This is a genomic window from Streptomyces sp. NPDC048392, from assembly GCF_043200575.1.
Lineage (GTDB): Bacteria > Actinomycetota > Actinomycetes > Streptomycetales > Streptomycetaceae > Streptomyces.
Genome location: NZ_JBICYB010000004.1, coordinates 161,825 through 186,966, shown reverse-complemented (window position 1 = coordinate 186,966; position 25,142 = coordinate 161,825). Strand labels below are relative to the sequence as shown.

Annotated in this window: 23 protein-coding genes and 2 tRNA genes; 15 read left to right on the top strand and 10 right to left on the bottom strand. The window is 71.9% G+C overall.

The features are described 5' to 3' along the window. The first annotated feature begins 38 nt into the window (after nt 1-38). From ehuB to ACGFYH_RS09050, 7 genes are all read left to right on the top strand, one after another. Nucleotides 39-968: an ectoine/hydroxyectoine ABC transporter substrate-binding protein EhuB gene (gene ehuB / locus ACGFYH_RS09080; protein WP_393802461.1), complete on the top strand. Its 930-nt coding sequence runs from the start codon at nt 39-41 to the stop codon at nt 966-968. Further along, entirely contained in the window at nt 965-1,678 is a 714-nt protein-coding gene (ehuC, locus tag ACGFYH_RS09075; protein ID WP_393802460.1) for an ectoine/hydroxyectoine ABC transporter permease subunit EhuC, read from the top strand. The genes ehuB and ehuC overlap by 4 nt, the downstream gene beginning before the upstream one ends. Further along, entirely contained in the window at nt 1,678-2,328 is a 651-nt protein-coding gene (ehuD, locus tag ACGFYH_RS09070) for an ectoine/hydroxyectoine ABC transporter permease subunit EhuD (protein ID WP_393802459.1), read from the top strand. Before ehuC ends, ehuD begins: the two co-directional genes overlap by 1 nt. After that, the gene (gene ehuA, locus ACGFYH_RS09065) at nt 2,318-3,103 is read left to right on the top strand and encodes an ectoine/hydroxyectoine ABC transporter ATP-binding protein EhuA (RefSeq protein WP_393802458.1); all 786 of its coding nucleotides are present in this window, start codon (nt 2,318-2,320) and stop codon (nt 3,101-3,103) included. The genes ehuD and ehuA overlap by 11 nt, the downstream gene beginning before the upstream one ends. A 316-nt stretch (nt 3,104-3,419) precedes the next feature. Beyond that, nucleotides 3,420-3,872, top strand: coding sequence for a hypothetical protein (locus tag ACGFYH_RS09060; RefSeq protein WP_393802457.1), 453 nt, complete (start codon nt 3,420-3,422; stop codon nt 3,870-3,872). 246 nt (nt 3,873-4,118) lie between these two features. Next, nucleotides 4,119-4,877: an IclR family transcriptional regulator gene (locus ACGFYH_RS09055; RefSeq protein ID WP_393802456.1), complete on the top strand. Its 759-nt coding sequence runs from the start codon at nt 4,119-4,121 to the stop codon at nt 4,875-4,877. A 266-nt stretch (nt 4,878-5,143) separates the two neighbouring features. Continuing rightward, nucleotides 5,144-5,217, top strand: a tRNA-Lys gene (locus ACGFYH_RS09050). 45 nt (nt 5,218-5,262) lie between these two features. Here the strand turns inward: ACGFYH_RS09050 and ACGFYH_RS09045 are convergent. The 3 genes from ACGFYH_RS09045 to ACGFYH_RS09035 form a co-directional block, all read right to left on the bottom strand. Further along, nucleotides 5,263-5,868, bottom strand: a complete 606-nt coding sequence (locus ACGFYH_RS09045) for a lytic polysaccharide monooxygenase (protein ID WP_393802455.1) — start codon at nt 5,866-5,868, stop codon at nt 5,263-5,265. Between the two features lie 131 nt (nt 5,869-5,999). Then, nucleotides 6,000-7,145: an SPFH domain-containing protein gene (locus ACGFYH_RS09040; protein ID WP_393802454.1), complete on the bottom strand. Its 1,146-nt coding sequence runs from the start codon at nt 7,143-7,145 to the stop codon at nt 6,000-6,002. A 56-nt stretch (nt 7,146-7,201) separates the two neighbouring features. Then, the gene (locus ACGFYH_RS09035; protein WP_393802453.1) at nt 7,202-8,371 is read right to left on the bottom strand and encodes a peptidoglycan-binding protein; all 1,170 of its coding nucleotides are present in this window, start codon (nt 8,369-8,371) and stop codon (nt 7,202-7,204) included. Nucleotides 8,372-8,558: 187 nt separating this feature from the next. Here ACGFYH_RS09035 and ACGFYH_RS09030 point away from each other — a divergent pair. The 3 genes from ACGFYH_RS09030 to ACGFYH_RS09020 all read left to right on the top strand — a co-directional run bounded on the left by ACGFYH_RS09030 (nt 8,559) and on the right by ACGFYH_RS09020 (nt 12,943). After that, nucleotides 8,559-8,632, top strand: a tRNA-Lys gene (locus ACGFYH_RS09030). A 286-nt stretch (nt 8,633-8,918) separates the two neighbouring features. After that, nucleotides 8,919-11,009: a glycosyltransferase family 2 protein gene (locus ACGFYH_RS09025; RefSeq protein WP_393802452.1), complete on the top strand. Its 2,091-nt coding sequence runs from the start codon at nt 8,919-8,921 to the stop codon at nt 11,007-11,009. After that, nucleotides 11,006-12,943, top strand: a complete 1,938-nt coding sequence (locus ACGFYH_RS09020; RefSeq protein WP_393802451.1) for a galactose oxidase-like domain-containing protein — start codon at nt 11,006-11,008, stop codon at nt 12,941-12,943. Before ACGFYH_RS09025 ends, ACGFYH_RS09020 begins: the two co-directional genes overlap by 4 nt. Before the next feature lie 31 nt (nt 12,944-12,974). On the opposite strand, the gene ACGFYH_RS09015 is transcribed toward ACGFYH_RS09020, so the two are convergent. The 3 genes from ACGFYH_RS09015 to ACGFYH_RS09005 all read right to left on the bottom strand — a co-directional run bounded on the left by ACGFYH_RS09015 (nt 12,975) and on the right by ACGFYH_RS09005 (nt 15,467). Next, on the bottom strand, nt 12,975-13,994 hold the full coding sequence (locus ACGFYH_RS09015) for a glycoside hydrolase family 6 protein (RefSeq protein ID WP_393802450.1): 1,020 nt from the start codon (nt 13,992-13,994) through the stop codon (nt 12,975-12,977). Between the two features lie 115 nt (nt 13,995-14,109). Next, the gene (locus ACGFYH_RS09010) at nt 14,110-14,904 is read right to left on the bottom strand and encodes a class F sortase (RefSeq protein WP_393802449.1); all 795 of its coding nucleotides are present in this window, start codon (nt 14,902-14,904) and stop codon (nt 14,110-14,112) included. Nucleotides 14,905-14,906: 2 nt separating this feature from the next. Further along, a complete protein-coding gene (locus tag ACGFYH_RS09005) occupies nt 14,907-15,467 on the bottom strand; it encodes a hypothetical protein (RefSeq protein WP_393802448.1) in 561 nt (186 codons plus the stop codon). Nucleotides 15,468-15,663: 196 nt separating this feature from the next. On the opposite strand from ACGFYH_RS09005, the gene ACGFYH_RS09000 reads away from it, so the two are divergent. After that, a complete protein-coding gene (locus ACGFYH_RS09000; protein WP_393802447.1) occupies nt 15,664-16,443 on the top strand; it encodes an HAD-IIA family hydrolase in 780 nt (259 codons plus the stop codon). A gap of 29 nt (nt 16,444-16,472) precedes the next feature. Here the strand turns inward: ACGFYH_RS09000 and ACGFYH_RS08995 are convergent, their stop codons facing one another. Together ACGFYH_RS08995 and ACGFYH_RS08990 are read right to left on the bottom strand one after the other, a co-directional pair. Beyond that, entirely contained in the window at nt 16,473-17,312 is an 840-nt protein-coding gene (locus tag ACGFYH_RS08995; protein WP_393802446.1) for a hypothetical protein, read from the bottom strand. A 222-nt stretch (nt 17,313-17,534) separates the two neighbouring features. Continuing rightward, complete coding sequence (locus ACGFYH_RS08990) at nt 17,535-18,977, bottom strand: ROK family protein (protein WP_393802445.1); 1,443 nt, start codon at nt 18,975-18,977, stop codon at nt 17,535-17,537. Nucleotides 18,978-19,033: 56 nt separating this feature from the next. Between ACGFYH_RS08990 and ACGFYH_RS08985 the strand changes: the two genes are divergently transcribed. The 3 genes from ACGFYH_RS08985 to ACGFYH_RS08975 all read left to right on the top strand — a co-directional run bounded on the left by ACGFYH_RS08985 (nt 19,034) and on the right by ACGFYH_RS08975 (nt 21,673). Further along, nucleotides 19,034-20,116 carry a Gfo/Idh/MocA family oxidoreductase gene (locus ACGFYH_RS08985; RefSeq protein WP_393802444.1) on the top strand — a complete coding sequence of 361 codons (1,083 nt, stop codon included), beginning with the start codon at nt 19,034-19,036 and terminating at the stop codon, nt 20,114-20,116. A gap of 104 nt (nt 20,117-20,220) precedes the next feature. Beyond that, the gene (locus tag ACGFYH_RS08980; protein WP_393802613.1) at nt 20,221-20,694 is read left to right on the top strand and encodes a heme-degrading domain-containing protein; all 474 of its coding nucleotides are present in this window, start codon (nt 20,221-20,223) and stop codon (nt 20,692-20,694) included. A 106-nt stretch (nt 20,695-20,800) separates the two neighbouring features. Then, nucleotides 20,801-21,673, top strand: a complete 873-nt coding sequence (locus ACGFYH_RS08975; RefSeq protein ID WP_393802443.1) for an LLM class F420-dependent oxidoreductase — start codon at nt 20,801-20,803, stop codon at nt 21,671-21,673. Nucleotides 21,674-21,728: 55 nt separating this feature from the next. On the opposite strand, the gene ACGFYH_RS08970 is transcribed toward ACGFYH_RS08975, so the two are convergent. Both ACGFYH_RS08970 and ACGFYH_RS08965 read right to left on the bottom strand, forming a co-directional pair. Then, nucleotides 21,729-22,586, bottom strand: coding sequence for a fumarylacetoacetate hydrolase family protein (locus ACGFYH_RS08970; protein ID WP_393802442.1), 858 nt, complete (start codon nt 22,584-22,586; stop codon nt 21,729-21,731). 341 nt (nt 22,587-22,927) lie between these two features. Then, nucleotides 22,928-23,461: a winged helix-turn-helix transcriptional regulator gene (locus ACGFYH_RS08965; protein WP_393802441.1), complete on the bottom strand. Its 534-nt coding sequence runs from the start codon at nt 23,459-23,461 to the stop codon at nt 22,928-22,930. A gap of 125 nt (nt 23,462-23,586) precedes the next feature. On the opposite strand from ACGFYH_RS08965, the gene ACGFYH_RS08960 reads away from it, so the two are divergent. Then, on the top strand, nt 23,587-25,041 hold the full coding sequence (locus tag ACGFYH_RS08960) for an MFS transporter (protein WP_393802440.1): 1,455 nt from the start codon (nt 23,587-23,589) through the stop codon (nt 25,039-25,041). The last annotated feature ends 101 nt before the right edge of the window (nt 25,042-25,142 follow it).

Genomic DNA, 25,142 nt, shown 5'->3' with positions numbered 1-25,142 from the left:
TCGGCATAACCTTTCCGCCTTCGGGTAGCTGCGCGCCCATGGCTCGACCACACAGAACCCCTCCATGGGGTATATCCGACCAATGGCCCAGGACAGCCGGGCCCACTCGCCGGTCGCTGCTCGCGGGGGTCGCGGCGCTCGGTGCGCTGGGAGCCGCCGGCTGCTCGCGCGTGGCCACGTCGTCCGACGTGGGAGGCGGCGATCTCCTCGACCGGCTCAAGGCACAGGGCGTGGCCCGGCTCGGTATCGCGGGCGAGATCCCCTTCGGATACATCGACAAGAACGGTGAGCTGACCGGCGAGGCGCCGGAGCTGGCGAGGGTCATCTTCAAGCGGCTCGGCGTGGAAAAGGTGCAGCCGGTACCGACCGAGTTCGGCTCCCTCATCCCGGGTCTCCAGTCGCAGCAGTTCGACATCGTGGCGGCCGGGATGTACGTCAACCCCACCCGCTGCGAGCAGGTCATCTTCTCCGACCCCGACTACCAGATGCTGGACTCCTTCATCGTGCGCAAGGGCAACCCGCTCGGACTGCACGACTACAAGGACGTCGTGGCGAAGAAGGCCAAGTTCGCCACCGGCACCGGCTACGCGGAGATCGCCTACGCGGTGGAGGCCGGCTATCCGAAGGACGACATCCTGATCGTGCCGGACCAGGTCGCCGGTCTCAACGCCGTGGAGACCGGGCGCGCCGACGTCTTCTCCGGTACGGCTCTGACCACCCGTGAGGTGGTGAAGAAGTCGTCCGGTACCGAGGTGACCGAGGCGTTCAAGCCGATCGTCGACGGCAAGCCGCACGTCGACGGCGGCGCCTTCGCATTCCGTCCGAACGAGACCGCCCTGCGGGACGCCTTCAACGTCGAGCTGCACAAGATGAAGAAGAGCGGCGAACTCCTGCGCATCCTGCGTCCCTTCGGTTTCACCGAGGACGAGATGACGGATCTGACCGCGAAGGAGCTCTGCGGCGGATGACATCCGGACTCTGGGAACTCGTGGCCGAGGGCGTCTGGACGACCGTCCAGCTGCTCGTCTTCAGCGCCCTGCTGGGCGCTGCGGTCTCCTTCGTCGTGGGCACCGCCCGCACTCATCAGTCGCGGATCGTCAGGCTCCTCGCGGGCCTGTACACCACGGTGTTCCGTGGCACCTCCGCCCTGATCATGATCTTCTGGATCTACTTCGTGCTGCCGCTGGCCTTCGGCTGGCAGCTCGTACCCATGTGGGCGGGCACGCTCGCCCTCGGCCTGACGTACGGGGCCTACGGCGCGGAGATCGTGCGCGGCGCGATCGCGGCCGTCGACCCGGCACAGCGCGAGGGCGGTATCGCCCTCAGCTTCACCCCCTGGCAGCGGATGCGCCTGATCCTGCTGCCGCAGGCGCTGCCGGAGATGATCCCGCCGTTCTCGAACCTGCTGGTGGAACTGTTGAAGGGCACCGCGCTCGTGTCCCTCATGGGCATGGGCGACCTGGCGTTCAGCGGCAACCTCGTGCGTCTCGCGCTGCAGGAGAGCGCGGAGATCTACACGTACGTCCTGCTGATCTACTTCGTCCTCGCCTTCCTGCTCACCCGGCTCATGCGGGGCCTTGAGAAGAAGCTCAAGGCGGGGGTCGGCAAGGCGCCGACCCCCAAGACCGAGGCCGCGCTGAAGCGGCCTGAGGCGACCAACGCGGGAGGTGCTGTCTGATGAAGTGGGACTGGAGCGCGGTCTCCGACTTCATGCCGCACTTCTGGGACGGTCTGCTGGTCACCCTGCAGATCCTGGCCCTCGGTTCGGTGATCTCCTTCGCGCTGGGCCTGGTGTGGGCCCTGCTGATGCGCACGCCGACGCGCTGGGTGCGCTGGCCGGTCGGGGTGGTCACGGAGTTCATCCGGAACACCCCCCTCCTGGTGCAGCTCTTCTTCCTTTTCTACGTACTGCCCGAGTGGGGTGTGCAGGCCTCGGCGCTGACCACGGGTGTCTTCGCCATCGGTCTGCACTACTCGACGTACACGATGCAGGTGTACCGGGCCGGCATCGAAGCGGTGCCGGTCGGCCAGTGGGAGGCGGCCACGGCGCTGAACCTTCCCGTGCACCGGACGTGGATCGCGGTCATCCTTCCGCAGGCGGTCCGCCGCGTGGTGCCGGCCCTCGGCAACTACGTGATCGCCATGCTCAAGGACACCCCGATGCTCATGGCGATCACCGTGCTGGAGATGCTCGGCGAGGCTCAGCTCTTCGCCCGTGAGAACTTCCAGTTCACGGAGCCGCTCACGGTGATCGGCGTGGCGTTCATCGTGCTTTCCTACCTGGCCTCCCTTTTCCTGCGAGCCCTGGAGCGACGCCTTGCCCACTGACACTCTTCCCAACTCCGGGACCGGTCCCGAACGCAGCACCGGCGAGCTGATACGCCTGGAACAGGTCACCAAGCGGTTCGGGGACAACACCGTCCTGGACCACCTCGACTTCTCCGTCGACGCCGGCAAGCACGTCACCCTCATCGGGCCGTCGGGGTCCGGCAAGACGACGATCCTGCGGTTGCTGATGACGCTGCTCAAGCCCGACGAGGGCACGATCACCGTGGACGGGCAGAAGCTGTTCCCGGCGACCGAGAACGAGCGGCGCGAGGTCCGCAAGCAGATCGGGATGGTGTTCCAGCAGTTCAACCTGTTCCCGAACATGAGCGTGCTGCGCAACATCACCGAGGCACCGGTCACCGTGCTCGGCATGTCCAAGGACGAGGCCGCGGAGCGGGCCAGGGAACTCCTCGACATGGTGGGACTGGCCGACAAGCGCGACGCCCGCCCGGCCCAGCTCTCCGGCGGCCAGCAGCAGCGCGTGGCGATCGCCCGCGCGCTGGCGATGCGCCCGAAGGTCCTGCTGCTCGACGAGGTGACTTCGGCGCTCGACCCGGAGCTGGTCGCGGGCGTCCTGGACCTGTTGCGGGACATCGCCCGCAGCACGGACATCACGATGCTCTGCGTGACCCACGAGATGAACTTCGCCCGCGACATCTCGGACCAGGTGCTGATGTTCGACTCGGGCCGGGTCATCGAGTCCGGGGCTCCCGAGAAGATCTTCAGCGATCCGGAGCACGAGCGGACGAGGGAGTTCCTGAGCGCCGTGCTCTGACGGCGCGCAGCGCGCCACCGTTCCCACCGCGGGTCACCGCACCGCCCGGCCGACGTCGGGCGGTGCGGTGACCCGCGGCTTTTCCGCGCGGGCTCCCACGCGCCCGGCCCCACGAGGACGCGAGCGGGGCCTGATTCCGTCGACGCTTGTCCGACAAAGGCCTTACGGCATCACAAAGGCACCCATATCGTCATGGATACGCCATAGCCAGGACGAGCGGTCCGGGCGGGAGGTCCGGACCCCGAAGCCCACCCGCCCCGTCGATCGGACAGGTATCCCCAGCCAGGCCCTCCACACCGCAGGAGTGAGACCCACCGTGAAATTCACCGCCCCCGTGTTCGTCACCACGGCCGCGTTCGCCCTCGTCGCCTTCCTCGGCAGCTCCGCCTCCGCCGCCACGCTCCACTCGGAGCAGGCCTCCGCGACGTCGACCTCCCCGACGCTCGACGCGAACTGCAACGAGGTCACCGGCTACGAGAACCCCCGCGCGACGGCCGGCCTGGCATGCTTCCGGCCCTACGGCGACAAGTTCTACGTCCGTGACACCCTGGCCGACGGCCACCACATAGAGGTGCGCGGCACGGTGAACCGGACCGGCGACAACTTCCGCTGCTACGAGTACGGCGGCTCCTCGGCGGGCTGGCAGGTGTGCGACGGCTTCCACGACGAGATCCCGGAGAACTCCACGATCTACTGGGAGATCGGCCTGTGGGAGGGCGGCACCCTGCTCAGCACCGGGGGCGACCCGAAGTTCAGCTCCACCTCGTGACCGGAGCCACCCCCGGCGCGGCGCCGTGACCACGCACCGCGCGTGCCCCGACCCCCGAGGTGGGGACGTTGGGGCACGCCGCCTGGCATATGCCAGTGGGTCACTGTCGCAGTTGGGGGCCCTGAAATCCCGCGAACACCTCCTCACGCCGGGCCGCCTGGCGGCTATCGTGAAGGGCATCCGCTGTCCGGACCGGGGGCACAGGCAGGGACAGGGGCCTACGAGCTAGCGCAGGGGGAGACCACCGTGGCGCTGCAGCACAAGCCGACCACGCCGCACCACTCGGCCCAGGACGCCCTGCGCGTCCTGGAGACGGTGTCGCGGCACACCTGTGGTGTCACCGACACCGAGATCGCCCGCCAGTCCGGCCTCGGCCCGGAGCGACTGACCACGCTCCTGCGCATGCTGCGACGCGAGGGCTACGTCGAGCAGAGCGCCGACGTCGCGTACGTCACCGGGGAGGCGCTGGCCCGGCTGGGCTCGGCCCAGGGCCGTGAGCAGGCGCTGCACGAGAAGCTCCAGCGCACCCTGGACCGGCTGCGCGACTCGGTGGGCGCCGCCGTCTACATCAGCCGGTACGTCGACGGCGAGGTCAGCGTCACCCAGTACGCCGACGGCCCCACCACGCCCAAGGTGAACGAGTGGGTGGACTTCCGTTTCTCGGCGCACGCCACCGCGGTCGGCAAGAGCCTGCTGACCCAGCTGGACCACGCGGGCCGCCGCGACCACCTCGCCCGGCACAAGATGGCCCGCCTGACCTCGCGCACCATCACCAGCGACAAGCTGCTGCTGTCCCGGCTGGAGTCCCAGCCGGCCACCGTGCCCGTCCTCGACCTCCAGGAGTACGCGGTGGGCACGGTCTGCGCGGCCGTCCCGATCACCGCCGGTTCCGCCGTGGGGTGTCTGGCCCTGTCGCTCCCGGTCGAGCACGCGCACCGGCTGCGCCGGGCCGCGGACGAGCTGAACCGGAGCGCGGCGCCGGTGCTGCTGTCGCTGGCGATCTAGAGCGGATCGGCCTCTCCCCCGGCGAGGCTGGAGCGGATCGGGGGAGATCCGCAGGGGGCCCTGGGCTTGTCCTGGGCCGGTCCTGGGCCGATCCGGCGGGTCCAGGGCTGGTCCCGGCGGGTCCCGGGCTGGTCCTGGGCCGGTCCGGCGGGTCCAGGGCCGGTCCCGGACCGGTCCGGCGGGTCCAGGGCCGGTCACAAGCACCTCCCGGGACCGGGTAGTATTTTCGTCGTCGCCGACCGCGGGAAGCGGACGGCGCGAGTCATGCGCCGCTAGCTCAGTTGGTTAGAGCAGCTGACTCTTAATCAGCGGGTCCGGGGTTCGAGTCCCTGGCGGCGCACAGCGGAAGGGCCCTCTCGCTCAGGCGAGGGGGCCCTTCGCCCGTTCAGAAGGTCACGTCCGAGCACGCGTAGAACGCGTTGGCCGTGTCGGCGATCGTCCACACCGCGACGATGACGTGGTGCCCGCTCAGCCCGGACGGCAGCGTGCCGCTGTGGGAGAGCGTGGCCGGGGGCTGCTTGCCGCCGTAGGGAACCGTGAAGAACGGCGTGAGGTTGAGGTCGGACCGGGTCAGGTTGTGGTTCTGGTTCCAGCCCGGCCTGGTGACGTAGTACTTGAAGTCGGTCGTGGCGTGCCGGGCGGTGAACTGCCAGCGGAAGGTGTAACTCTGCCCGCCGTTCACCCGGGTGGTCGGCCACGCCTGCCCGTTCGGCTGCCTGGGGCTGTCGAGCGCGGCGAACGAGCCGTGACCAGCGGAACAGATCCTCCCGTCGGCCGGACCCGAGGCCGGGAAGCCCTTGGGACCCTCGACGCTCTGCGGCTCCCACTGGATGGCGCCGCAACCGCTGACCGTGCCGTTCTGGCACACCTTCTGCCGGCTGACCGGCAGGTCGGTGTAGCCGTGGCCGCTCGCGCCGCCGGACGAGAGGACGAGGGCTCCGGTGGTCGCCATGCCCAGCGCGGCGGCGTACAACTTGGTCCTGGTGCGCATACTGCTGCTCCCTGTGACGTGTGGGGAAGTTCAGTGAGCCGTGCAGGTCTAGACCAAGTTTCAGATTATGGGCGCACGTTGAGCATGTCCATACCAAAAACGAAACGCGCTGCCCTCCCGCGCCGGGCGGGTCAGGGCCTCGCGTCGCCCCGCCCCGCGCAGAACGCCACCGTCAGGTCCTTCACCAGCACCTTGCGCTCGTAGTCGTCCAGTTCGACCAGCCCGCGCATGGTCAGCCGGGTCACCGTGTCCTCCACCGAGTCCACGACCGAGGTGAGCACGCTCGCCCGCTGCGCCGCGTCCAGCGCCGCGATCCGGCGCCGGTGCATGGCGGCGGCGACCTCGGGGGCGTACTCCACCCGGACCGGCCGCACCGAGAACACCTCGAGTCCCACCGGCGCCGCGTCCGCCGCCACCAGCCGGGTCAGCGTGTCCCCGGCCACGTCCGCCGAGCTGCGGACCGTGCCGAGCGGCTCCACCGGGACCCGGGCCAGCGCCGCCTCGACGCACTCGCGCAGATACGTCTCGTGGTCCTCGACGCCCAGCGTGGCCCGCGCGGTGTCCCGCACCCGCCACACCACCAGCGTCACCGCGCGCAGCGCGACCCCGTGGCCGTCGGCCGCGGGCATCGGCTCGCTGCGCCAGTGCCGCAGCCGCACGTCCACCCTGCGGCGCAGCAGCAGCGGGTTCACCCACATCAGGCCGGTGCGCCGCACCGTCCCCCGGTAGCGGCCGAACAGGCCGAGCACCCAGGCACGTCCGGTCCGCCCCCGGGCCAGCCCGCCGAACCCGAACATCCCCAGCGCCCCGGCGGCCGCGTACGCCGCCCACTGCGCGAGCCCGAGCCCGGCACCCGCGTACGCGGGCAGTCCCAGCGCCCGGGCCGCGAGCGGCGGTACGAGCCCGGCCCACCAGGAGGCGAGGGCGCAGCCGGCCGCCCCGCAGAACCCGGCGGCCACCCCCGCGGCGCCGGGCAGCACCCGGGCCGGACGCTCCGTCAGCTCCGGGTCGACCGACGGCACCGGACGCGGGCGTGCGGCGACGGGACGCCGCGGGCGGGGCCGCTCCCCGGTGGTCTGTCTGCGGGCGACGACCGCGGGCCGCAGCGGCACCGGTGCCGGGTCGGGGTCGTCGCGGAACAGCAGGTGGACGGGGATCTCCGTGGTGGCCTCGTTGTGGATGAGCCGGGCGGGCCGGTGTCCGGTCTCCGCCGCGGGCTCGGCGGTGTCCCGCGCCGCGGCCCGAGGGGTCGTTGACGATGTCGTGTTGGTACTCATGCGTGCTCCAGCCTCCGCGCCAGACGCGTCATGAACGGGTGATCACCTCGGCGCGGTCACGAGAAGAGCCGCCGCCAGGTCTCCGGGCCCGGGTAGCCGTCCGCCGCGCCTCCGCGCCAGCCCTGGGCGCGCTGGAAGGCCTGGACGCCCCGTCGGTCCGCCTCGCCCCAGCGCGGACCCGGTCCCCTCGTGTAGTGCGTGCCGAACCCCTTTCTCACGAGCTGCCTGCCCAGCCGGGTGACGTACGGGTTGTCCGCGCCCGGCCGGAACATGGCCCGGCCCGGGTACCCGGCCACCCCGTGCGAGGCGGGGCCGGCGGCCGGGAGCGGGCCGTCCGCCGCACCGGCCCCTCCCACCGCACCCATGTCGTTCGCCGCACCCATGTCGTCCGTCGCGCCCGCCCCGCCCGGCACGGCTCCCTTGCCCGCCTCGATCCCCTTGCTCGCCGCGACCTGCTTGTAGCGGTACGGCAGGTACTTGGCGGAGTTGCTCCAGTAGGCGTAGGGCGTGTCGAGCTTGCGGGTGTGCGGCGGGGTCTGCTCGTAGGCCGTGTAGGCGGTGTGCGTGCCGTCCGTCCAGCCACCGAAGATCACCACGTGGGAGCCCTTCTCGGGGTCGGCCGCGTTGTGGAACAGCAGGATGTCGCCGGGCTGGAGTTCCTCCTCGGTGATGCGGTCGGCGATGGTGCCGAGGCTCCCGGTCCATTCGTTCGCGGGCAGTTTCCAGGCCATCGACACAAAGCCCGAGCAGTCCTGCCGGTAACCGTCGGACCAGTAGGCGGTCGTGCTGTACGGGACCTTCGCGGCGACCCAGGTCCTGGCCCGGTCGATGATCTCCGTACGGGTGATGGTCGCCAGTTCCGCACCGGCCGGTGGCGCCGCGGGCCGGCCGGTCTGGCCGCTCTGGGCGGTCTGGGCGCTCTGGGCGGTCTCACCGTGCAGCGGGGCCCTGGGCCCCTGGGGCGTGTCGGCGCCGTCACCTGCGGGAACGCCCGGGCGGTGGGGCGCGTGGGCGGCGGTCGGCACCGCTGCGGCCTGCCCCGCGCCGAGGGCCGTGACGGCGGTCGCGGAAGCGGTGGCGGTGGCCACGACCAGCGCACGGTAGGCCGCCGGATGGGCGAGCGCGCGACCGGCCGGGGAATGCGGCAGGACGCGCCGCCAGTGACGGCAGCCGGGGCATTCGCAGTCGCTCGCGGGGTCGATTTCCTCGAATACGGGAGTGTCCATGCGATTCCCCTCACACTCCCGTCGGAAATACCCGTGGCGGTGCACTTCGGTACATGTCGGTCAGCTTCTCAACTGTCGTCGTCACTCGCATGTTGACGGTCCGAATGATGTAACCGGCCGGGAGCGGGGCGAGGGGCGGCGGTCCGGAGCACCGGTCGGCATCGGGTAGAGTCGTGCAGGTCAGCAGGCGCCGCTAGCTCAGTTGGTTAGAGCAGCTGACTCTTAATCAGCGGGTCCGGGGTTCGAGTCCCTGGCGGCGCACCGACGGTCGAAGGCCCTCCGTAGCACACGGGGGGCCTTCGGCGTACCCGATGACCGCTCACCTTGCGATCATGACGAACGCCGTAGAACTCTGGTCCGGTTGCGGGGCCGGGTGCCGAGGGGGGCATCACGCAACCGGGGGCCGCCATTCCATGTCTGTCTATAAGGTGTGGTTGCCGTGGTGACACCGACCCACCACTGGTGACGTCCGTGATGGTCGAGGGGGACCGGAGCAGGCGAAGGAAGCGACGAAACACGCATTGACCCGCGTGTGGGGGGATGACTCATGACGTCGACGCCGACGGGCGCCGGGCGGGACCACGACCCGTCCCAGACCACCCGGCTCAGGGTGCCCGGTCACCGGAACTGGAACACCGGTTCGTACCGCCGGATAAGGAAGACACTGCCGAAGTACGACTACGAGCACTACAGCCGGCTCGCGGGCCCCCTCACCCAGCCCGACCCGAACAAGCCGTACCGGGTCCAGTACCGCTCGCTGATCTCGCAGGAGCCGCACCGCGTCAGGGTCGCCCTGATGCTGGCCGCCGCGCCGCTGCTGTCGGTGGTGCTGCTGGTCTGGCTGCTCCAGCCCGAGCACTGGACCGAGCGCGACTACGTGGCCTTCGACTGGCTGCCCGCGCTCGACATCGTGATGCTCGTCGCGATCGGCCTGATCGAGCTGTTCCGCTGCCTGAACGTGCTGTCGAACGCGCACGCCACCCTGGTCGCCCGTGACCCGGTCCCGGTGGTGCCCGAGACCGGCACCAAGGTCGCCTTCCTCACCTCCTTCGTGCCCGGCAAGGAGCCGCTGGAGATGGTGACGAAGACCCTGGCGGCGGCCGTGAAGATCCGCCACCGCGGTCTGATGCACGTCTGGCTCCTCGACGAGGGCGACGACCCGGAGGTGAAGGAGGTCTGCGCGCGCCTGGGCGTGCACCACTTCTCCCGCAAGGGCGTCGCCAAGTGGAACCGGAGGAAGGGTCCGCACCGCGCCAAGACCAAGCACGGCAACTACAACGCCTGGCTCGAGGCGCACGGCGACGACTACGACTTCTTCGCCTCCGTCGACACCGACCACGTGCCGCTGCCCAACTACCTGGAGCGGATGCTCGGCTTCTTCCGCGACCCGGACGTCGGCTTCGTCATCGGCCCGCAGGTCTACGGCAACTACGACAACCCGATCACCAAGGCCGCCGAGTCGCAGCAGTTCCTCTTCCACGCGCTGATCCAGCGCGCGGGCAACCGCTACGGCGGGCCGATGTTCGTGGGCACCTCCAACGCGGTGCGCATCAGGGCACTGAAGCAGATCGGCGGCCTGTACGACTCGATCACCGAGGACATGGCGACCGGCTTCGAGATGCACCGCCACAAGAACCCGGCCACGGGCCGCAAGTGGCGCTCGGTCTACACCCCGGACGTGCTCGCGGTCGGCGAGGGCCCGAACGCCTGGACGGACTTCTTCACCCAGCAGATGCGCTGGTCCCGAGGGACGTACGAGACGATCCTCAAGCAGTACTGGAAGGGCTGGTACTCGCTGCCGCCGAGCAAGCTCTTCAACTACACGATGATGATCATCTTCTATCCGATGTCGGCCCTGAACTGGATTCTGGCGGCGCTGAGCTGCTGCCTGTTCCTGGGCCTGGGCGCCTCGGGCGTCAACATCGACCCGGCGGTCTGGCTGATGCTCTACGGCAACGCCTCCGCGCTCCAGATCGGCCTGTACGTCTGGAACCGCCGCCACAACGTCTCGCCGCACGAGCCCGAGGGCTCCGGGGGCGTGGCCGGCATGGTCATGTCCGCGCTGTCGGCACCGCTGTACGCGAAGGCGCTCATCGACTCCGTGCTGCGGCGCAAGAGCAAGTTCGTGGTGACCCCGAAGGGCGACTCGGCCAGCCCGGACACCCTGTTCGGGACGTTCCGGTACCACTGGTACTTCATCGTGATCTTCGGTGGCTCGATCGCCGCCGGTTTCGTGTACGGCCACTCGCACCCCGCCATGATCATCTGGGCGACCTTCGCGATGCTGATCACCGCGTCGCCGATGTTCGCCTGGCGCCACGAGCTGCGGAAGGCGAGGAAGCGGCCGCCTGCCGTGGCGGCGGCGCCCGCACCGCGGGTCCCGCCCCAGCAGCCGGCGCCCGAGCAGGCGTACCCGCCGCACGGACAGCAGGCGCCGCACGCGCCGCACGCGCCGCAGGCGCCGTACGGACCGCGCGCGCCCTACGGACAGCAGGCGCCCTACGGACAGCAGGCGCCGCTCGGACAACAGGCGCCGCACGCGCCGCAGCAGAAGCCGAACTGGGCCGCCGCGCCCGACGGGGGCGACGACCAGACCATGCAGATCGCCCTTGGTGGACTTGGGGGACGTGAGGAATGAAAGACCGTGCCGGCCGCCGCCGCGCCCGTCGCTTCGCGATAGGTACGGCGGTGGCAGTCGCGCTGGCCGGGATGAACGGGCCGTGGCTCTACCGCTTCGGAACCGGGAAATACCACCAGTACAAGATCAACGAGCCGGAGTACAAGGCCGCCAACGGCAAGTGGGAGATCATCGAGTTTCCCGAGAAGTACCGGCAGAACACCATCCACGCGGCACTGCTGCGCACCGGCAAGGTGCTGATGGTCGCCGGGTCGGGCAACAACCAGGACAACTCCGACGCCAAGCAGTACGACACCCGGATCTGGGACCCCGTCAAGGGCACCATCAAGAAGGTGCCGACGCCCACCGACCTGTTCTGCACCGGCCACACCCAGCTCGCCAACGGCAATCTGCTGATCGCGGGCGGTACCAAGCGGTACGAGAAGCTCAAGGGCGACGTCACCAAGGCGGGCGGCCTGATGGTCGTCCACAACGAGAACCCGGACAAGCCGATCACCCTGCCCGCGGGCAGCCGGTTCACCGGCAGGGAGAACGGCAGGACCTTCGTCTCCAAGGACCCGGTCCTGGTGCCGCGCGCCGAGAAGGTCTTCGACCGGACGACCGGTGAGTTCCTGCGCAACGACCCCGGCCTCGGCCGGATCTACGTCGAGGCCGAGAAGAGCGGCACCGAGTACGAGACGGGCACCGAGGACAACTACCGCATCCAGGGCCTGTCCGGTGCCGACGCCCGCAACACCTACGGCATCGCGCAGAAACTCGCCCTCGACAAGAAGGACTTCCAGGGCATCCGGGACGCCTTCGAGTTCGACCCGGTCGCCGAGAAGTACATCAAGGTCGACCCGATGCACGAGGCCCGCTGGTACCCGACGCTCACCACCCTGAGCGACGGCAGGATCCTCAGCGTCTCCGGCCTCGACGACATCGGCCAGCTGGTCCCGGGCAAGAACGAGATCTACGACCCGGAGACCAAGGAGTGGACCTACACCGACAAGGTCCGCCAGTTCCCGACGTACCCGGCGCTGTTCCTGACGCAGAAGGGCAAGATCTTCTACTCGGGCGCGAACGCCGGCTACGGGCCCGACGACGTGGGCCGCGACCCCGGCATCTGGGACGTGGCGACCAACAAGTTCACCAGGATTCCCGGGATGAGCGACGCCGACAGGCTGGAGACGGCGAACACGGTGCTGCTGCCGCCGGCGCAGGACCAGACGTACATGGTGATCGGCGGCGGCGGGGTCGGCGAGTCCAAGCTGTCCAGCGAGAAGACCCGGATCGTCGACCTGAAGGCGGACGACCCGGAGTTCGTGGACGGGCCGTCACTGGAGAAGGGCACGCGCTATCCGCAGGCCTCCGTCCTGCCCGACGACAGCGTGCTGGTCTCCGGCGGCTCCGAGGACTACCGGGGCCGCAGCGACTCCAACATCCTCCAGGCCCGGCTGTACCGCCCGGACACGAACCGGTTCGAGCGGGTCGCCGACCCGCTGGTGGGCCGCAACTACCACTCCGGTTCCATCCTGCTGCCCGACGGGCGCCTGATGTTCTTCGGCTCGGACTCCCTCTACGCCGACAAGGCCAACACCAAGCCGGGCGAGTTCGAGCAGCGCATCGAGATCTACACGCCGCCGTACCTGTACCGGGACTCGCGGCCGGACCTGTCCGGTGGTCCGAAGACCATCGAGCGCGGCGGGTCGGGGACGTTCACGTCCCGGGCGGCCGGGTCGGTCAAGAAGGTGCGGCTGATTCGGCCGAGCGCGTCCACCCACGTCACGGACGTGGACCAGCGGTCCGTGGCGCTGGACTTCTCGGCGGACGGGAACAGGCTGACGGTGACGGTGCCGGAGAACGAGAACCTGGTCCAGTCGGGGTGGTACATGATGTTCGTGACGGACGGGGAAGGGACGCCGAGCAAGGCGGAGTGGGTGCACGTGCCCTAGCCCCAGCCCTTCCGCGGGTGCGTCGGGTTGCTTACCCCTGCGCCAGTTTCAAGGCGTAGTCGGACCACCACGCCCCCGCCTTCGGGCCGCCCTTGCACTCGCCGTCCGACTCGCCCGGGCGCTTGACCCAGAGGTAGGCGTCCACGAGGGGGTCCGCCGTCTTCGTGGTCGGGGTCTCGCCGAGGGCCCGGCCGGGCGGGTTGCACCAGCGTTCGTCGGGGGCGCCCTCGGTGTAGGGGCCGTTGCCGTTGCGGCTGGTGTCGATGACGAAGTGCTTGCCGCCGACCTTGGCGGAGAGCCGCTTGCCGTAGGCGAGGGATTCCTCGGTGGTGTAGAAGTTCGAGACGTTGACCGAGAAGCCGTCGGCCTGCTCGACGCCGGCCCGCTTCAACGGCTCGAAGATCTGGTCGGGGTCGCCCCACCCGGCGTTGCCCGCGTCCAGGTACACCTTGGTGTTCCTCAGGGCGGCGAGCTTGGTGACGGCGTCCTTGAGGAGGTCGTAGCGCTCCTCGTGGAATTCCTGGGGCGTGCAGCCGTCGACGAGGTGGAGCACCGCGTCCGGTTCCAGGACGACGGTGGCGGCACGGTCGCCGATGCCCTCGGCGACGCCGTCGACGAAGGAGCGGTAGGCGTCGCCGTCGGCGGCGCCGCCGCCCGAGTACTGGCCGCAGTCCCGGTGCGGGATGTCGTAGAGGACGAGCAGCGCCGTGCGGCCGGCCTCGTCGGCGGCCTCGGTGAAGCCGCGGGCCTGCTCCTCGGGGTTCTCCGGGCTGATCCACTCGCCGGTCGGCTGCTGGGCGATCTTGCGGATCTGTTCGGCCTGGTCCTTCTTCCCCGCCTCGGCCAGGGACGCGACCTGCTGTGCCGCGGTGCCGTCGGGGTTGACCCAGAACGGGTCGGCCTCCTTGGGCTGTTGCGTGATCCCGGCGCCCGCGTTCCTGTCGTCCCCGTCACCGGACGAGGAGCAGCCCGCGAGCAGCAGTGCCGCCCCCAGCGCCGCTGCCGCCGCCCGCCTCCCGGACACGGTTCCGGCCGGCCTGCTGCCGTACATCCAACCCCCTGGTGCGCTGTTCCCGGGCTCATCCTGACATACGCCCCTGGTACCCGGGCGGTTCCCGGACCGGGGGCCGGGTGCTGTGCTGGTAGGGCTTCGTCAGGTAGCCCGACTAGGGGGCGGTTCCGGTCAGGTACGCCGAGACGACGACGTTGGCCGTGTAGCTGTCGGTGGTGTCGTCGAAGGCGCCGCCGCAGGTGATCAGGCGGAGTTCGGAGCGGGCCGTGTCGCGGGGGCCGTAGGCCTGCTGGGCGTCGAAGCCGTCGCGGGCGAGGACCCGGACGTCGTCGACGGTGAACTCGGCGACGGCGGCGTCCTCGCGGACCACCCGGATCGTCCCGCCTGGTTTCAGGGTGCTGAGCTCGTAGAAGACGGCGGGCCGGGTCTCGGTGTCGACGTGGCCCACGATCAGGGCGGTCCCGGCCGCACCCGGGGTGACGCCGGCCGCGTACCAGCCGACGGAGCCGGGCCGGTCGAAGGGTGGTGGTTCTATCGCGCCCCTGTCGTCGAGGCCGCGGGCCACCACGGGCGCCCGGATGCCGAGTCCGGGGACGTCCAGCCGTTGCGGCCGGGCGTCGCCGAGGGGGGCGTGGGCGGGGGGCAGGGGAACGTCGGGGGGCCGCCCCGCCGCCGCCATGTCGCCGGTGGCCGGCCCGGACGTGCCCTCGTGCACGTCGGCGGCCTCGCGGCCCCACAGCCACAGCCCGAGGAGCAGCACCACCCAGGCGATGCCGGTCACCAGACGGCCGCCGGGAAGGGCGGCGCGGTGCGCGTCGGGCGCGGGGGCGCGGTGCGCGTCCTGCGTGGGGGCGCCGTGCGCGTGGTGCGTGGGGGCGCGGTGTGCGTCAGGCGCGGGGGCGCCGTGCGCGTCGGGCGCGGGGGCGCCGTGCGCGTGTCGTTCGGACATGGTCAGCCCGTCCCGCTGCTCCGGCTGCGGACGCCGCGCAGCGCGACGGCGACGGCGGCGATGCCCGCGAGCACCAGGCCGGTCACGGTGTGCGCCGTACCGGGGGGCTGGGAACGGGCCTGTTCCCCGCTGCCGGCGGCGGCCAGCCGCGCGGTGCCGCCGCCGCCCGCGTCGACGGGGGCGACCGGAGAGGCCGGGGCGGAGGGCCGGGTGTCCGGGTGCCGTTTCTCGTGGACGGTGATGGTGCCGTTGCGGGCGTGGTCGCCGCACCTGACCTGGACGGCGTACGCCCCGGCCCGCACGGTGGAGCGGACCCGGCTGGAGCCGACGAGGACACCGTCCTCGGTGGCCAGGCCGAGCCGGACGTCCGTCTCGAACGCCGCCGATACGGCGACGGCCGTCTTCTCGGTGCAGTCGGGCACGCGGAGTGTGACGTCCGTGCCGGGCGCGGGGGACGACGGTGTCACGGAGACGCCGCCGCCGTCCGCCGCGTAGGCGGCGGGTGCGCACAGCGCGGCGGCCAGCGCGGCTCCCGCACAGAGTGTGACTTTCAGTGAGCCCATCGTGTACCTCCAGTTATCTGGAGGCTCCCCCGTGCGCCCCGCCCCCGCACCCCGCGCGGGGCCGGGCTGCTCCAAACGGGTTACGGCGGCGGCCTGCGGGTTTCGGCGGCCGCGGGAGACATGGGTGTGATCCGTGTGAACGTATGACTGCATAGCATGGGCCTCCCATGGCCCACGCACGGCAGGAGTCCGCCCCATGACAGAGCGCAAGCCCATCGAATCGTGGCTCACCGACATGGATGGGGTGCTGATGCACGAGGGCGTCCCCGTTCCCGGTGCGGACGCCTTCATCAAGAAGCTGCGCGAGTCCGGACGGCCGTTCCTGGTCCTCACCAACAACTCGATCTACACCGCCCGGGACCTGCACGCCCGCCTGAACCGGATCGGTCTGGAGGTGCCGGTCGAGAACATCTGGACCTCCGCCCTGGCCACCGCGTCCTTCCTGGACAACCAGCACCCCGGCGGCACCGCCTATGTCATCGGTGAGGCCGGCCTGACGACGGCGCTGCACGACGCGGGCTACGTGATGACCGACACCGACCCCGACTTCGTGATCCTCGGGGAGACCCGGACCTACTCGTTCGAGGCACTGACGAAGGCCATCCGCCTGATCAACGACGGCGCCCGTTTCATCGCCACCAACCCGGACAACACCGGTCCCTCGCCGCAGGGCGCGCTGCCGGCGACGGGTTCCGTGGCCGCGCTGATCACGAAGGCCACGGGCAAGGAACCGTACTTCGTCGGCAAGCCGAACCCGCTGATGATGCGGACGGGGCTGAACGTCATCGGCGCCCACTCCGAGACCAGCGCCATGATCGGCGACCGGATGGACACCGACGTCCTGGCCGGTCTCGAGGCCGGGATGGAGACCTTCCTCGTCCTCACGGGGCTGACGACACTCGACGACATCGACCGCTACCCGTACCGGCCGACCAAGGTCGTGGACTCCATCGCGGACCTGGTGGATCTCGTCTGAGGGAACGTGTGCGGCGGGGCGTCCGCGGCTCAGCGGCGTCTGCGGGCCACCAGTACGGCCGCGCCGCCGGCGGCGACGAGCAGGGCGGTGGCCACCAGGACCGCGTCGAGACGCGCCAGTCCGGTACCGGCGAGTTCGTCGGCGAACGGGATGCCGGTGCCCTGGTCGTCGGGGGTGGCGGCGACGGAGGGGGTGGCCGGGCCGGAGTCCTGCCCGGCGGCCGGCTCGTCGGCGGGTGCGCCGGTCCCGACGTGGAAACGGTAGTCGTTCGACTGGCCGATCCACTCGCCGTCGCCGCCCCGGCGCTGTACGACGGCCGCGTTCGCGGTGACCTCACCCGGCGCGGTCTTTGAGGTGAGCGCGAGGCGGACCTTGACGGTGAGGGTCTTGCCGGGGCCGACGGTGAAGCCGGGGAAGGCGCCGCCGCCCGCTTCCTCTCCTTCACCGAAGGCGCCGATCAGTTCGTCGCGGTCGGTCCTCTCGAAGGTGACGGCGTGCGGGCGGTCGCCGTCGAAGAACTCCAGGCGGGGCTGCGACGGTTCCAGCGCCCGGCCGTCGTCGACGAGGACGACGACCGGGTGGATGCCCTCGCAGGCGCGGGAGGTGGTGTTGGTGAGGTCCAGGTACCAGACGCCGAAGCCGCCGCCGGGGTCGTAACCGGCGGGGCCGCCGTGGAGGCGGGTGGTGAGGGGGAAGGTGTGGTCGTCCGGGGCCGTGCAGGCGGGCAGGGGGGCGTCCGCGTAGGCGGGGACGGCGGGCGCGAGTACGGCGGGCGCGAGTAAGGCGGCGGACGCGCAGGCGCAGGCGGTGCGGAGGGCGGCTGCCGCCGTCGAGCGGGGGAACGGGGACGTGCGCGTGAACAGTCGCATAAACACATGAGCGTGTCGGAGGCCCCGGCCCGACGGCACCGCCGTTCGGGGAACGCCCCCCGAACGGCGGCACACGCCCCTCGAACGGCGGCTGCGGCACCCCGGCGGCCCCCGCCCCGGCCACCACGGCTCCCCGTACGGGCTGCCGACAGCGCCCTCGTACCGGCCGCGACGCCTCCGTACCGGTTGTGGCCGTGTTCGCGCCGCGCCGTTCCCGTCGGCTCAGCCGCCGTCCCCACGCCCGAACAGCGGTGCGAGCAGCAGCTGGGCCGCGCCCTCCGCGACCGTGCGCGTCCCGCCGGGCGCGATCCGCACCGGTACGGCACCGTCGTGGCCGCCCTCGCGCCGGGCGCGGGCGTCGAGGACCGCGCCGACCCCGTGGACGAAGGCCTCGGGAGCGGCGGCGACGGTACGGCCGCCCAGCAGCACCAGGTCGATGTCCAGCAGCCCGGCGAGATTCGCGGCGCCCGCGCCGAGTACTCTCGCCGCCTCCGCGAGGTCCCCGCGGGCGACGGCACCGAGGCACAGCGCCTCTATGCAGCCCCGGGCGCCGCAGGTGCAGGGCGGCCCGTCCAGCTGGACGACCTGGTGCCCGAACTCCCCGGCGCCGGTCCGGGCGCCCCGGTGCACGCCGCCGTCGAAGACGAGGCCGGCGCCGAGTCCCGTACCGAGGTGCAGGTAGGCGAAGGAGCCGCCCTCGCCGCCCCCTTCGCCGCCTTCGCCGCCGACGGCGAGACCGAGCGCCGCCGCGTTGGTGTCCTTGTCGACGACGACCGGCACGCCGAGCCGCCGCGCCAGCGCGTCCCGCAGAGGGAAGCCGTCCCACTCCGGGAAGCCGGTGACCCGGTGCAGCACACCTCGTACGTGGTCGAGCGGACCGGGGAGGGCGACGCCGAGGCCGAGGAGAGTGGGGGCGGCGGCGAGGACGGCGCCCGGCGCGCGCGGGCCGCGCGCGGCAGGAGGTCGCCGCTGCTGCGCGGCAGGAGGTCGCAGCCCCTGCGCGGCAAGCGGTCCGGAACCGTCCCCGGCAGGCGTGGGCGGGCCGCCCCCGGCAGACGGCCGCAAGCCCTCCACGGCACCCGGCGGCAGGTTCTCCACGACACCCGGCCGCAAGCCCTCCACGGCACCCGGCGGCAGGTTCTCCACGACACCCGGCCGCAAGCCCTCCACGGCGCTCACCCCCAGACACTCCGCGAGCGCCTCCACCGCCCGGGCCACCCCCTCCACGACGGTCTCCGCCCCCGCGCCCAGGTCCAGCGGAGCGCACCGCTCCCCCACCACGGCGCCGTCGAGGTCGACCAGCACGGCCCTCAGCTCGTCCCGGTCCAGATGGACGCCGAGCGCGTGGCCCGCCTCGGGCACCAGGCGCAGTACCGTGCGCGGCTTGCCGCCGGTGGACGCGCGGCGTCCGGCCTCGGCGGCCAGGCCCTCCCCCCGGAGCCGGGCGGTGATCTTGCTGACCGCCTGGGGGGTGAGCCCGGTGCGCTCGGCGAGTTCCAGCCGGCTGATGCCCTCGACACCGGCGGTGCGCAGCAGGTCGAGCACCAGGGCGGTGTTGTGGCTGCGCAGGGCGAGCAGGTTGGCGCCGCCCGCCGCGCCCCGCACACCGCCGCCACCGGCACCCCCCGCACCGGTCCCCGTACCTCCGCCGTTCGTCCTGTTCACACCACCATTGTCTCCGGCGCTTGCACTTTGGCAACACCGTTGCGAAAGTAGAACGCATGACTGGTACTCCTCCCGGCACTCCTCCTCTGCGCGTCGGCCTCGTCGGCTACGGACTCGCGGGCTCCGTCTTCCACGCCCCGCTGATCGCCGCCACCGAGGGCCTGGCCCTCGACACGGTCGTCACCTCGAACCCGGAGCGGCAGCAGCAGGCCCGCGCCGGATTCCCGGACGTGCGCACCGTCGCCGGCCCGGACGAGCTGTTCGACCGGGCCGGCGAGCTGGATCTGATCGTCGTCGCGTCCCCCAACAAGACGCACGTACCGCTCGCGAGGCGGGCTCTCGAGGTCGGTGTGCCGGTCGTGGTGGACAAGCCGGTCGCGGGCACGGCGGCCGAGGCGCGCGAGCTGGCGGCGCTGGCGGAGGAGCGCGGTCTGCTGCTCTCCGTCTTCCAGAACCGCCGCTGGGACAACGACTTCCTCACTCTCCGCAAGCTGCTCGCCGAGGACGCGCTGGGCGACGTGTGGCGTTTCGAGTCCCGCTTCGAGCGCTGGCGGCCGAAGCCGAAGGGCGGCTGGCGCGAGTCCGGCGACCCGGCAGAGATCGGAGGGCTCCTCTACGACCTCGGCAGCCATGTCGTCGACCAGGCCCTCGTCCTGTTCGGCCCGGCCACGCAGGTGTACGCCGAGTCCCTCGTGCGGCGCGCGGGCGCGGAGGCGGACGACGACACGTTCCTCGCCCTCACGCACGCGAACGGCGTCCGCTCCCACCTCTACGTCTCCTCCACCGCCGCCCAGCTCGGCCCCCGTTTCCGGGTGCTCGGCTCGACGGCCGGCTACGTCAAGCACGGGCTCGACCCGCAGGAGGCGGCGCTGCGCGAGGGCAAGCGGCCGGGCCCCGGCTGGGGTGAGGAGGACGAGTCGCTGTGGGGGCGCGTGGGCTCGGGGGAGTCCCCGCTGACCGGTGGCGGGCACGTGGCGGCGACCGTCGCGGGTGACTATCCCGCCTACTACGCGGCGGTGGCCGGGGCCCTGCGCGAGGGCGGCCCGAACCCGGTGGACGCCCGGGAGGCGGCCGCCGCCCTGGACGTACTGGAGGCGGCCCGCCGGTCCGCCTGCGACGGAGTGGTGGTGACCCTGTGAGCCATGCGAACCCCGGTAATCACGCGAACCCCGCGAACCCTGTGAGCCACGCGAACCCCGGGAGTCCTGTGAGCCGCAAGAGTCCCGCGACCCCCGAGGCAGCCGTGCCGACCGCCGCAGCCCCGACCGTGGCGGAGCTGGAGGAGCAGGAACGCCACCTGGTCTTCCGCCGGTTCACGAACGACGACGCGTGGACGCTGGGCTCCCTGCTGGTCGAGCTGGCCCGGGAGCGTCAGGCACCCGTCGCCATCGACATCCACCGCGCGGGCCGGCAGCTCTTTCGCGCCGCCCTGCCCGGCTCGACCCCCGACAACGACGCCTGGATCGCCCGCAAGCGCCGGGTGGTGGAGCGGTACGGCTCGGCTTCGTACCTGGTCGGCTCGCGTTTCCGGGCCAAGGGCACGACCTTCGAGGAGTCCTCGCGACTCGACCCCGACACGTACGCGGCGCACGGCGGTTCCTTCCCGGTCACCGTCGCCGACGTCGGTGTCGTCGGCGCGGTGACGGTCTCCGGGCTGCCGCAGGTGGAGGACCACCGGCTCGTGGTGGAGGCCCTGGAGCGGTTCCTGGGCGAGTAGCCCGATCGGCCGCGGACCGCGCACGCGGGGAATCACCGGCGGGTACCTGTGGTTGGCAGGCAGACACGCAGGATGATCACGGTGCCCACCGGAGGGATCGCAACCCATGAACGACACGACGGCCTCCCTGAAGGAATCAGTCGGACGGTACGGCGTCTGGAGTGTCCAGCTGCGCTCCGAGGAACCGGAGGGCGGTGCCGAACGTGCCGAGGCCGCCGCGGAGTTGGAGCGGCTCGGATACGGCGCCCTGTGGCTGGGCGGCAACAGCGCCGCCCGGCACGCCGCCCCGCTGATCCAGGCGACCTCGCGGATCGTGGTCGGCACCAGCATCCAGAGCATCTGGGAGCACGGGGCGGCCGAGGCCGCGGCGGGCCTCGCCGAGCTGGAGGTGTCCCACCCCGGCCGCTTCGTGCTCGGCCTGGGGGTGAGCCACGGCCCGCGTGTGGAGGGATACCGCCGCCCGTACTCGACGATGGTCGGCTACCTCGACGACCTGGACAGGGCCGGGATGCGGTCCGGCCACCGGGTGCTGGCCGCGCTCGGCCCGAAGATGCTGGACCTGTCCCGGGACCGGGCGGCGGGCGCCATCCCGTACCTGGTCACGCCCGAGCACACCGCGCAGGCCCGCGAGCGCCTCGGTGCCGCCCCGTTGCTGGCTCCGGAGTTCAAGGTCGTCCTCGACTCCGATGCGTCCCGTGCCCGCGCGACGGCCCGCGCGTATCTCGCCATGTACCTGAAGCTGCCGAACTACACGAAGAACTTCCTCAACCTCGGCTTCACCGACGCCGACGTCACCGGCGGCGGCAGCGACCGTCTCATCGACGCCGTCTTCGCCTGGGGCGACGAGGCCACGATCCGCGCCCGCATCGACGCCTTCCACGACGCGGGCGCCGACCACGTGGCACTCCAGGTGGTGGAGGACGACCCGGCCCGCCTCCCGAGGGACGGCTGGCGCAGGCTCGCCGCGCTACTGGCCTGAGCGAGGCCGAGGGAAGTCGCACTTCCGGGGCGCGGGGAAGCGCGCCCCGGCCGCGTCAGGCGTCCTCGAGTTCCTGCCGCTGCCGCCCGAGCCCCTCGATCTCCAGCTCGACGACGTCCCCCGCCCGCAGATACGGCTTCGGCTCGGGCTGCCCCATCGCCACGCCCGCCGGCGTCCCGGTGTTGATGACGTCACCGGGGCGCAGCACCATGAACCGGCTGACGTACCGCACGACCTCCCCCACGGGGAAGATCTGCTCCGCGGTCGTGCCGTCCTGCTTCAGCTCACCGTTCACCCACAGCCGCAGCGAGAGCCGCTGCGGGTCGGGCACCTCGTCGGCGGTCACCAGCCACGGGCCCAGCGGGTTGAACGTCTCGCAGTTCTTGCCCTTGTCCCAGGTGCCGCCGCGCTCGATCTGGAACTCCCGCTCGGACACGTCGTGCGCGACCGCGTACCCGGCGACGCACGCGAGGCCCTCCTCCGCCGACTCCAGGTAGCGGGCCGTACGCCCGATCACGACCGCCAGCTCCACCTCCCAGTCGGTCTTGGCGGAGCCGCGCGGCACGAGCACGGTGTCGTGGGGCCCGACCACGGTGTCCGGCGCCTTGAAGAAGACGACGGGCTCGGCGGGCGGCGCGGCCCCGGTCTCTCGGGCGTGGTCGTGGTAGTTGAGGCCGATGCACACGATCTTGCCGATGCGCCCCACGGGCGGCCCGACGCGCAGCTCCGTGCCGTCCAGGGCGGGCAGCTCACCGGCCTGGGCGGCGGACCGTACCCGGTCGAGCGCGGTCTCGTCGGCGAGCAGTCCGCCGTCGATGTCCGTCACGATGCCCGACAGGTCTCGCAGGGTCCCGTCGGCGTCGAGCAGCGCGGGGCGCTCCGACCCCGCCGTACCGACTCGCAACAGTTTCATGATCCCCAACTCCTCGATCGCGGGCAGCCCGCCCGACGGAGCAGGACCTGGGTGCGGCAGCATCGCGCAACCATCGGAGGACTGGCCGATCGTCCAAGGTCGGGGTCCACTCCGCAATACCCCGTTCACGTACTGGACCGTAGCCGGGCCGGGCGGCGCCCCGGGCCGGTGGGCTCAGCGGTACAGGACGGCCCGCTCGACGGCACTCCACGCCGTGCTGGTGACGACGTACAGCGCGGCGGCCAGCGGCACGACGGCCACGGTGACGAGCGTGAAGAAGGACAGGAACGGCAGGACCCTGCTGAGCCCGCCCAGCCCCGGCTGCCCGTGCGGGACTTCGCCTACGCGGGGCTCTGTTCGGTCTCGATCGGTTCGAGCAGCCGCCGCGGGCCGAGCAGCGCCCGGCTGACCGGATCCGCCGGGTCGGGGTCGAGTCCCGGTCCCGGCCTCATGTCGATGTCGCGGACGGCGACGAGGGTTCCGCAGGCGGGGCAGGAGCCGTACGGACCGAGTTCGGTGCCGCAGTCGGCGTGCCAGAAGGTGCGCATCGGCTCCCCGCCGAGCTGCTCGCGTCCCCAGATCCCGAGCGCCCGCAGCGCGGGCCACAGGGCGATGCCGCGGTCGGTGACGACGTACTCGTCCCGGGGCGGTGACTGCTGGTACCTGCGCTTTTCCAGGATTCCTTCGGCGGTGAGCGCCTGGAGGCGGTTGGCCAGGACCGCGCGCGGGATGCCGAGGTGGACGAGGAAGTCGTTGTAGCGCCGGACGCCGTAGAGCGCGTCGCGGATCACCAGCAGCGTCCATCGCTCGCCGACGACCTCCAGCGCGCGGGCGATCGAGCATTCCTGCGTCGCGTAGTCCTTGCCCAGTGCCATGACGTCCACTGTAGCCACTTTCCGACAGCTCAGTTCATTCACCGAACCGATGATGCTAGGTTGACCGCCGAAACCTCAGTTCATTGACCGAACCCATACGTCCCGAGCAGGGAGAGCGGACAGCCATGACCGACATCGGCACGGATTCCCCCGCGAGCGCCACCTCCGCCACCTCCGCCACGCCCGCCGCCTCGGCCGCCCCCGCCGCCTCCGTACGTCGGAGAGGCGGCGGGCCCGACAGGGACGCGCCTCCGCCGCGCCCCGGCCGCACCCTCGCGCTGACCAGCGCCGCGACCGCCGTGGCCCTGATGACGTACACCGCGCCGATGGTCACGCTGCCCGAGACCGCCGCCGCCCTGCACACTCCGCTGTCCGCCCAGGCCTGGCTGCTGAACGGCACCCCTCTCGGCCTGGCCGCCCGGCTCCTGGTGGCCGGCAGCCTGGCCGACGACTACGGGCGCCGCCGGCTCTTCGTCTCCGGCACGCTCGCCCTCGGCGTCACCACCGTCCTGGGCGCGTTCGCGTCCACGACCTGGCTGTTCACGCTGGCCCGCATCGCGCAGGGCGCGGCGAGCGCGGCGCTGCTGACCAGCAGCCTCGGCCTGCTCGTCCACGCCTTCCCCACCCCGGCCGGGCGGCTGCGCGCGACCGGCGTGTGGGGCGCCTTCGTGAGCGGCGGGATAGCGGTGGGCCCCGTGCTCGTCGGCGCGGTCCCGGACTGGCGGGTGGCGTACGGCGTTCTCGGCGCTGCCGCGCTGGTGGTGGCGGGGCTGGGCGCGCGGGCCCTGTCGGAGTCGCGCTCGCCGCGGGACGGCCGGCCGGACCTCGCCGGGGCGTTGACGTTCGGACCGGCGCTGGTCGCGCTGGTGGCGGCGCTGACGCTGGGGCGGGACGGGTGGCTGCGGGCGCCGGTGGGCCTGCTGCTGGCGGCGGCGCTGCTGCTGGGCGGGCTGTTCGCCGTACTGGAGCGCCGCGCGGCCACCCCGATGATCGACCTCTCGCTGCTGCGCCGCCCGCGTTTCTTGGCCTCCTCCGCGGGCGGGCTGTTCACGGGCCTGTCGGTGATCGGTCTCTTCAGCTTCCTGCCGACGGTGTTGCAGCGGGCGCTCGGCCTGTCCCCGATGGAGACGGCCCTGCTCTCCCTGCTGTGGGCCGGTCTCGCCTTCGCGGTGGCGCTCCAGGCCCGCCGTATCGCCCACCGTGTCTCCCCGCGCCACCAACTGGCCGCGGGCTTCGCCCTGCACGCGGTCGGCGTCCTGACCATGCTCGGCGCGGTCGGCGCGGGTTCCTGGCCCCGGCTGCTGCCCGGCCTGGTGGTGGCCGGCGTGGGCAGCGGTCTGCTGAACGCCGCGCTGCCGCTGCTCGCGGTGGAGTCGGTACCGGCGGCCCGCGCGGCGATGGGCTCGGGCGCGCAGCAGACGTTCCGCTACATCGGCTCGTGCGCCGGGGTCGCCCTGACGATCGCCATCGCGACCTCGGCGGGGAGTCCGGGGGCGGGGGCGGACGTGGCGCTGTGGGTGTCGGCGGGGCTGGCCGTGGTGGCGGGAGTGCTGGTGGGGGCGCTGCGGGAGCGGCACTGAGCGGCGGTGCGGCCCCCGGCGGTTCTCGGCGGGCCCGGGGGCGCCGATCCCCGGCCTCGGGCCCACCGGTGACTGACCCTCGTCACCTCGCGGCAGTACGG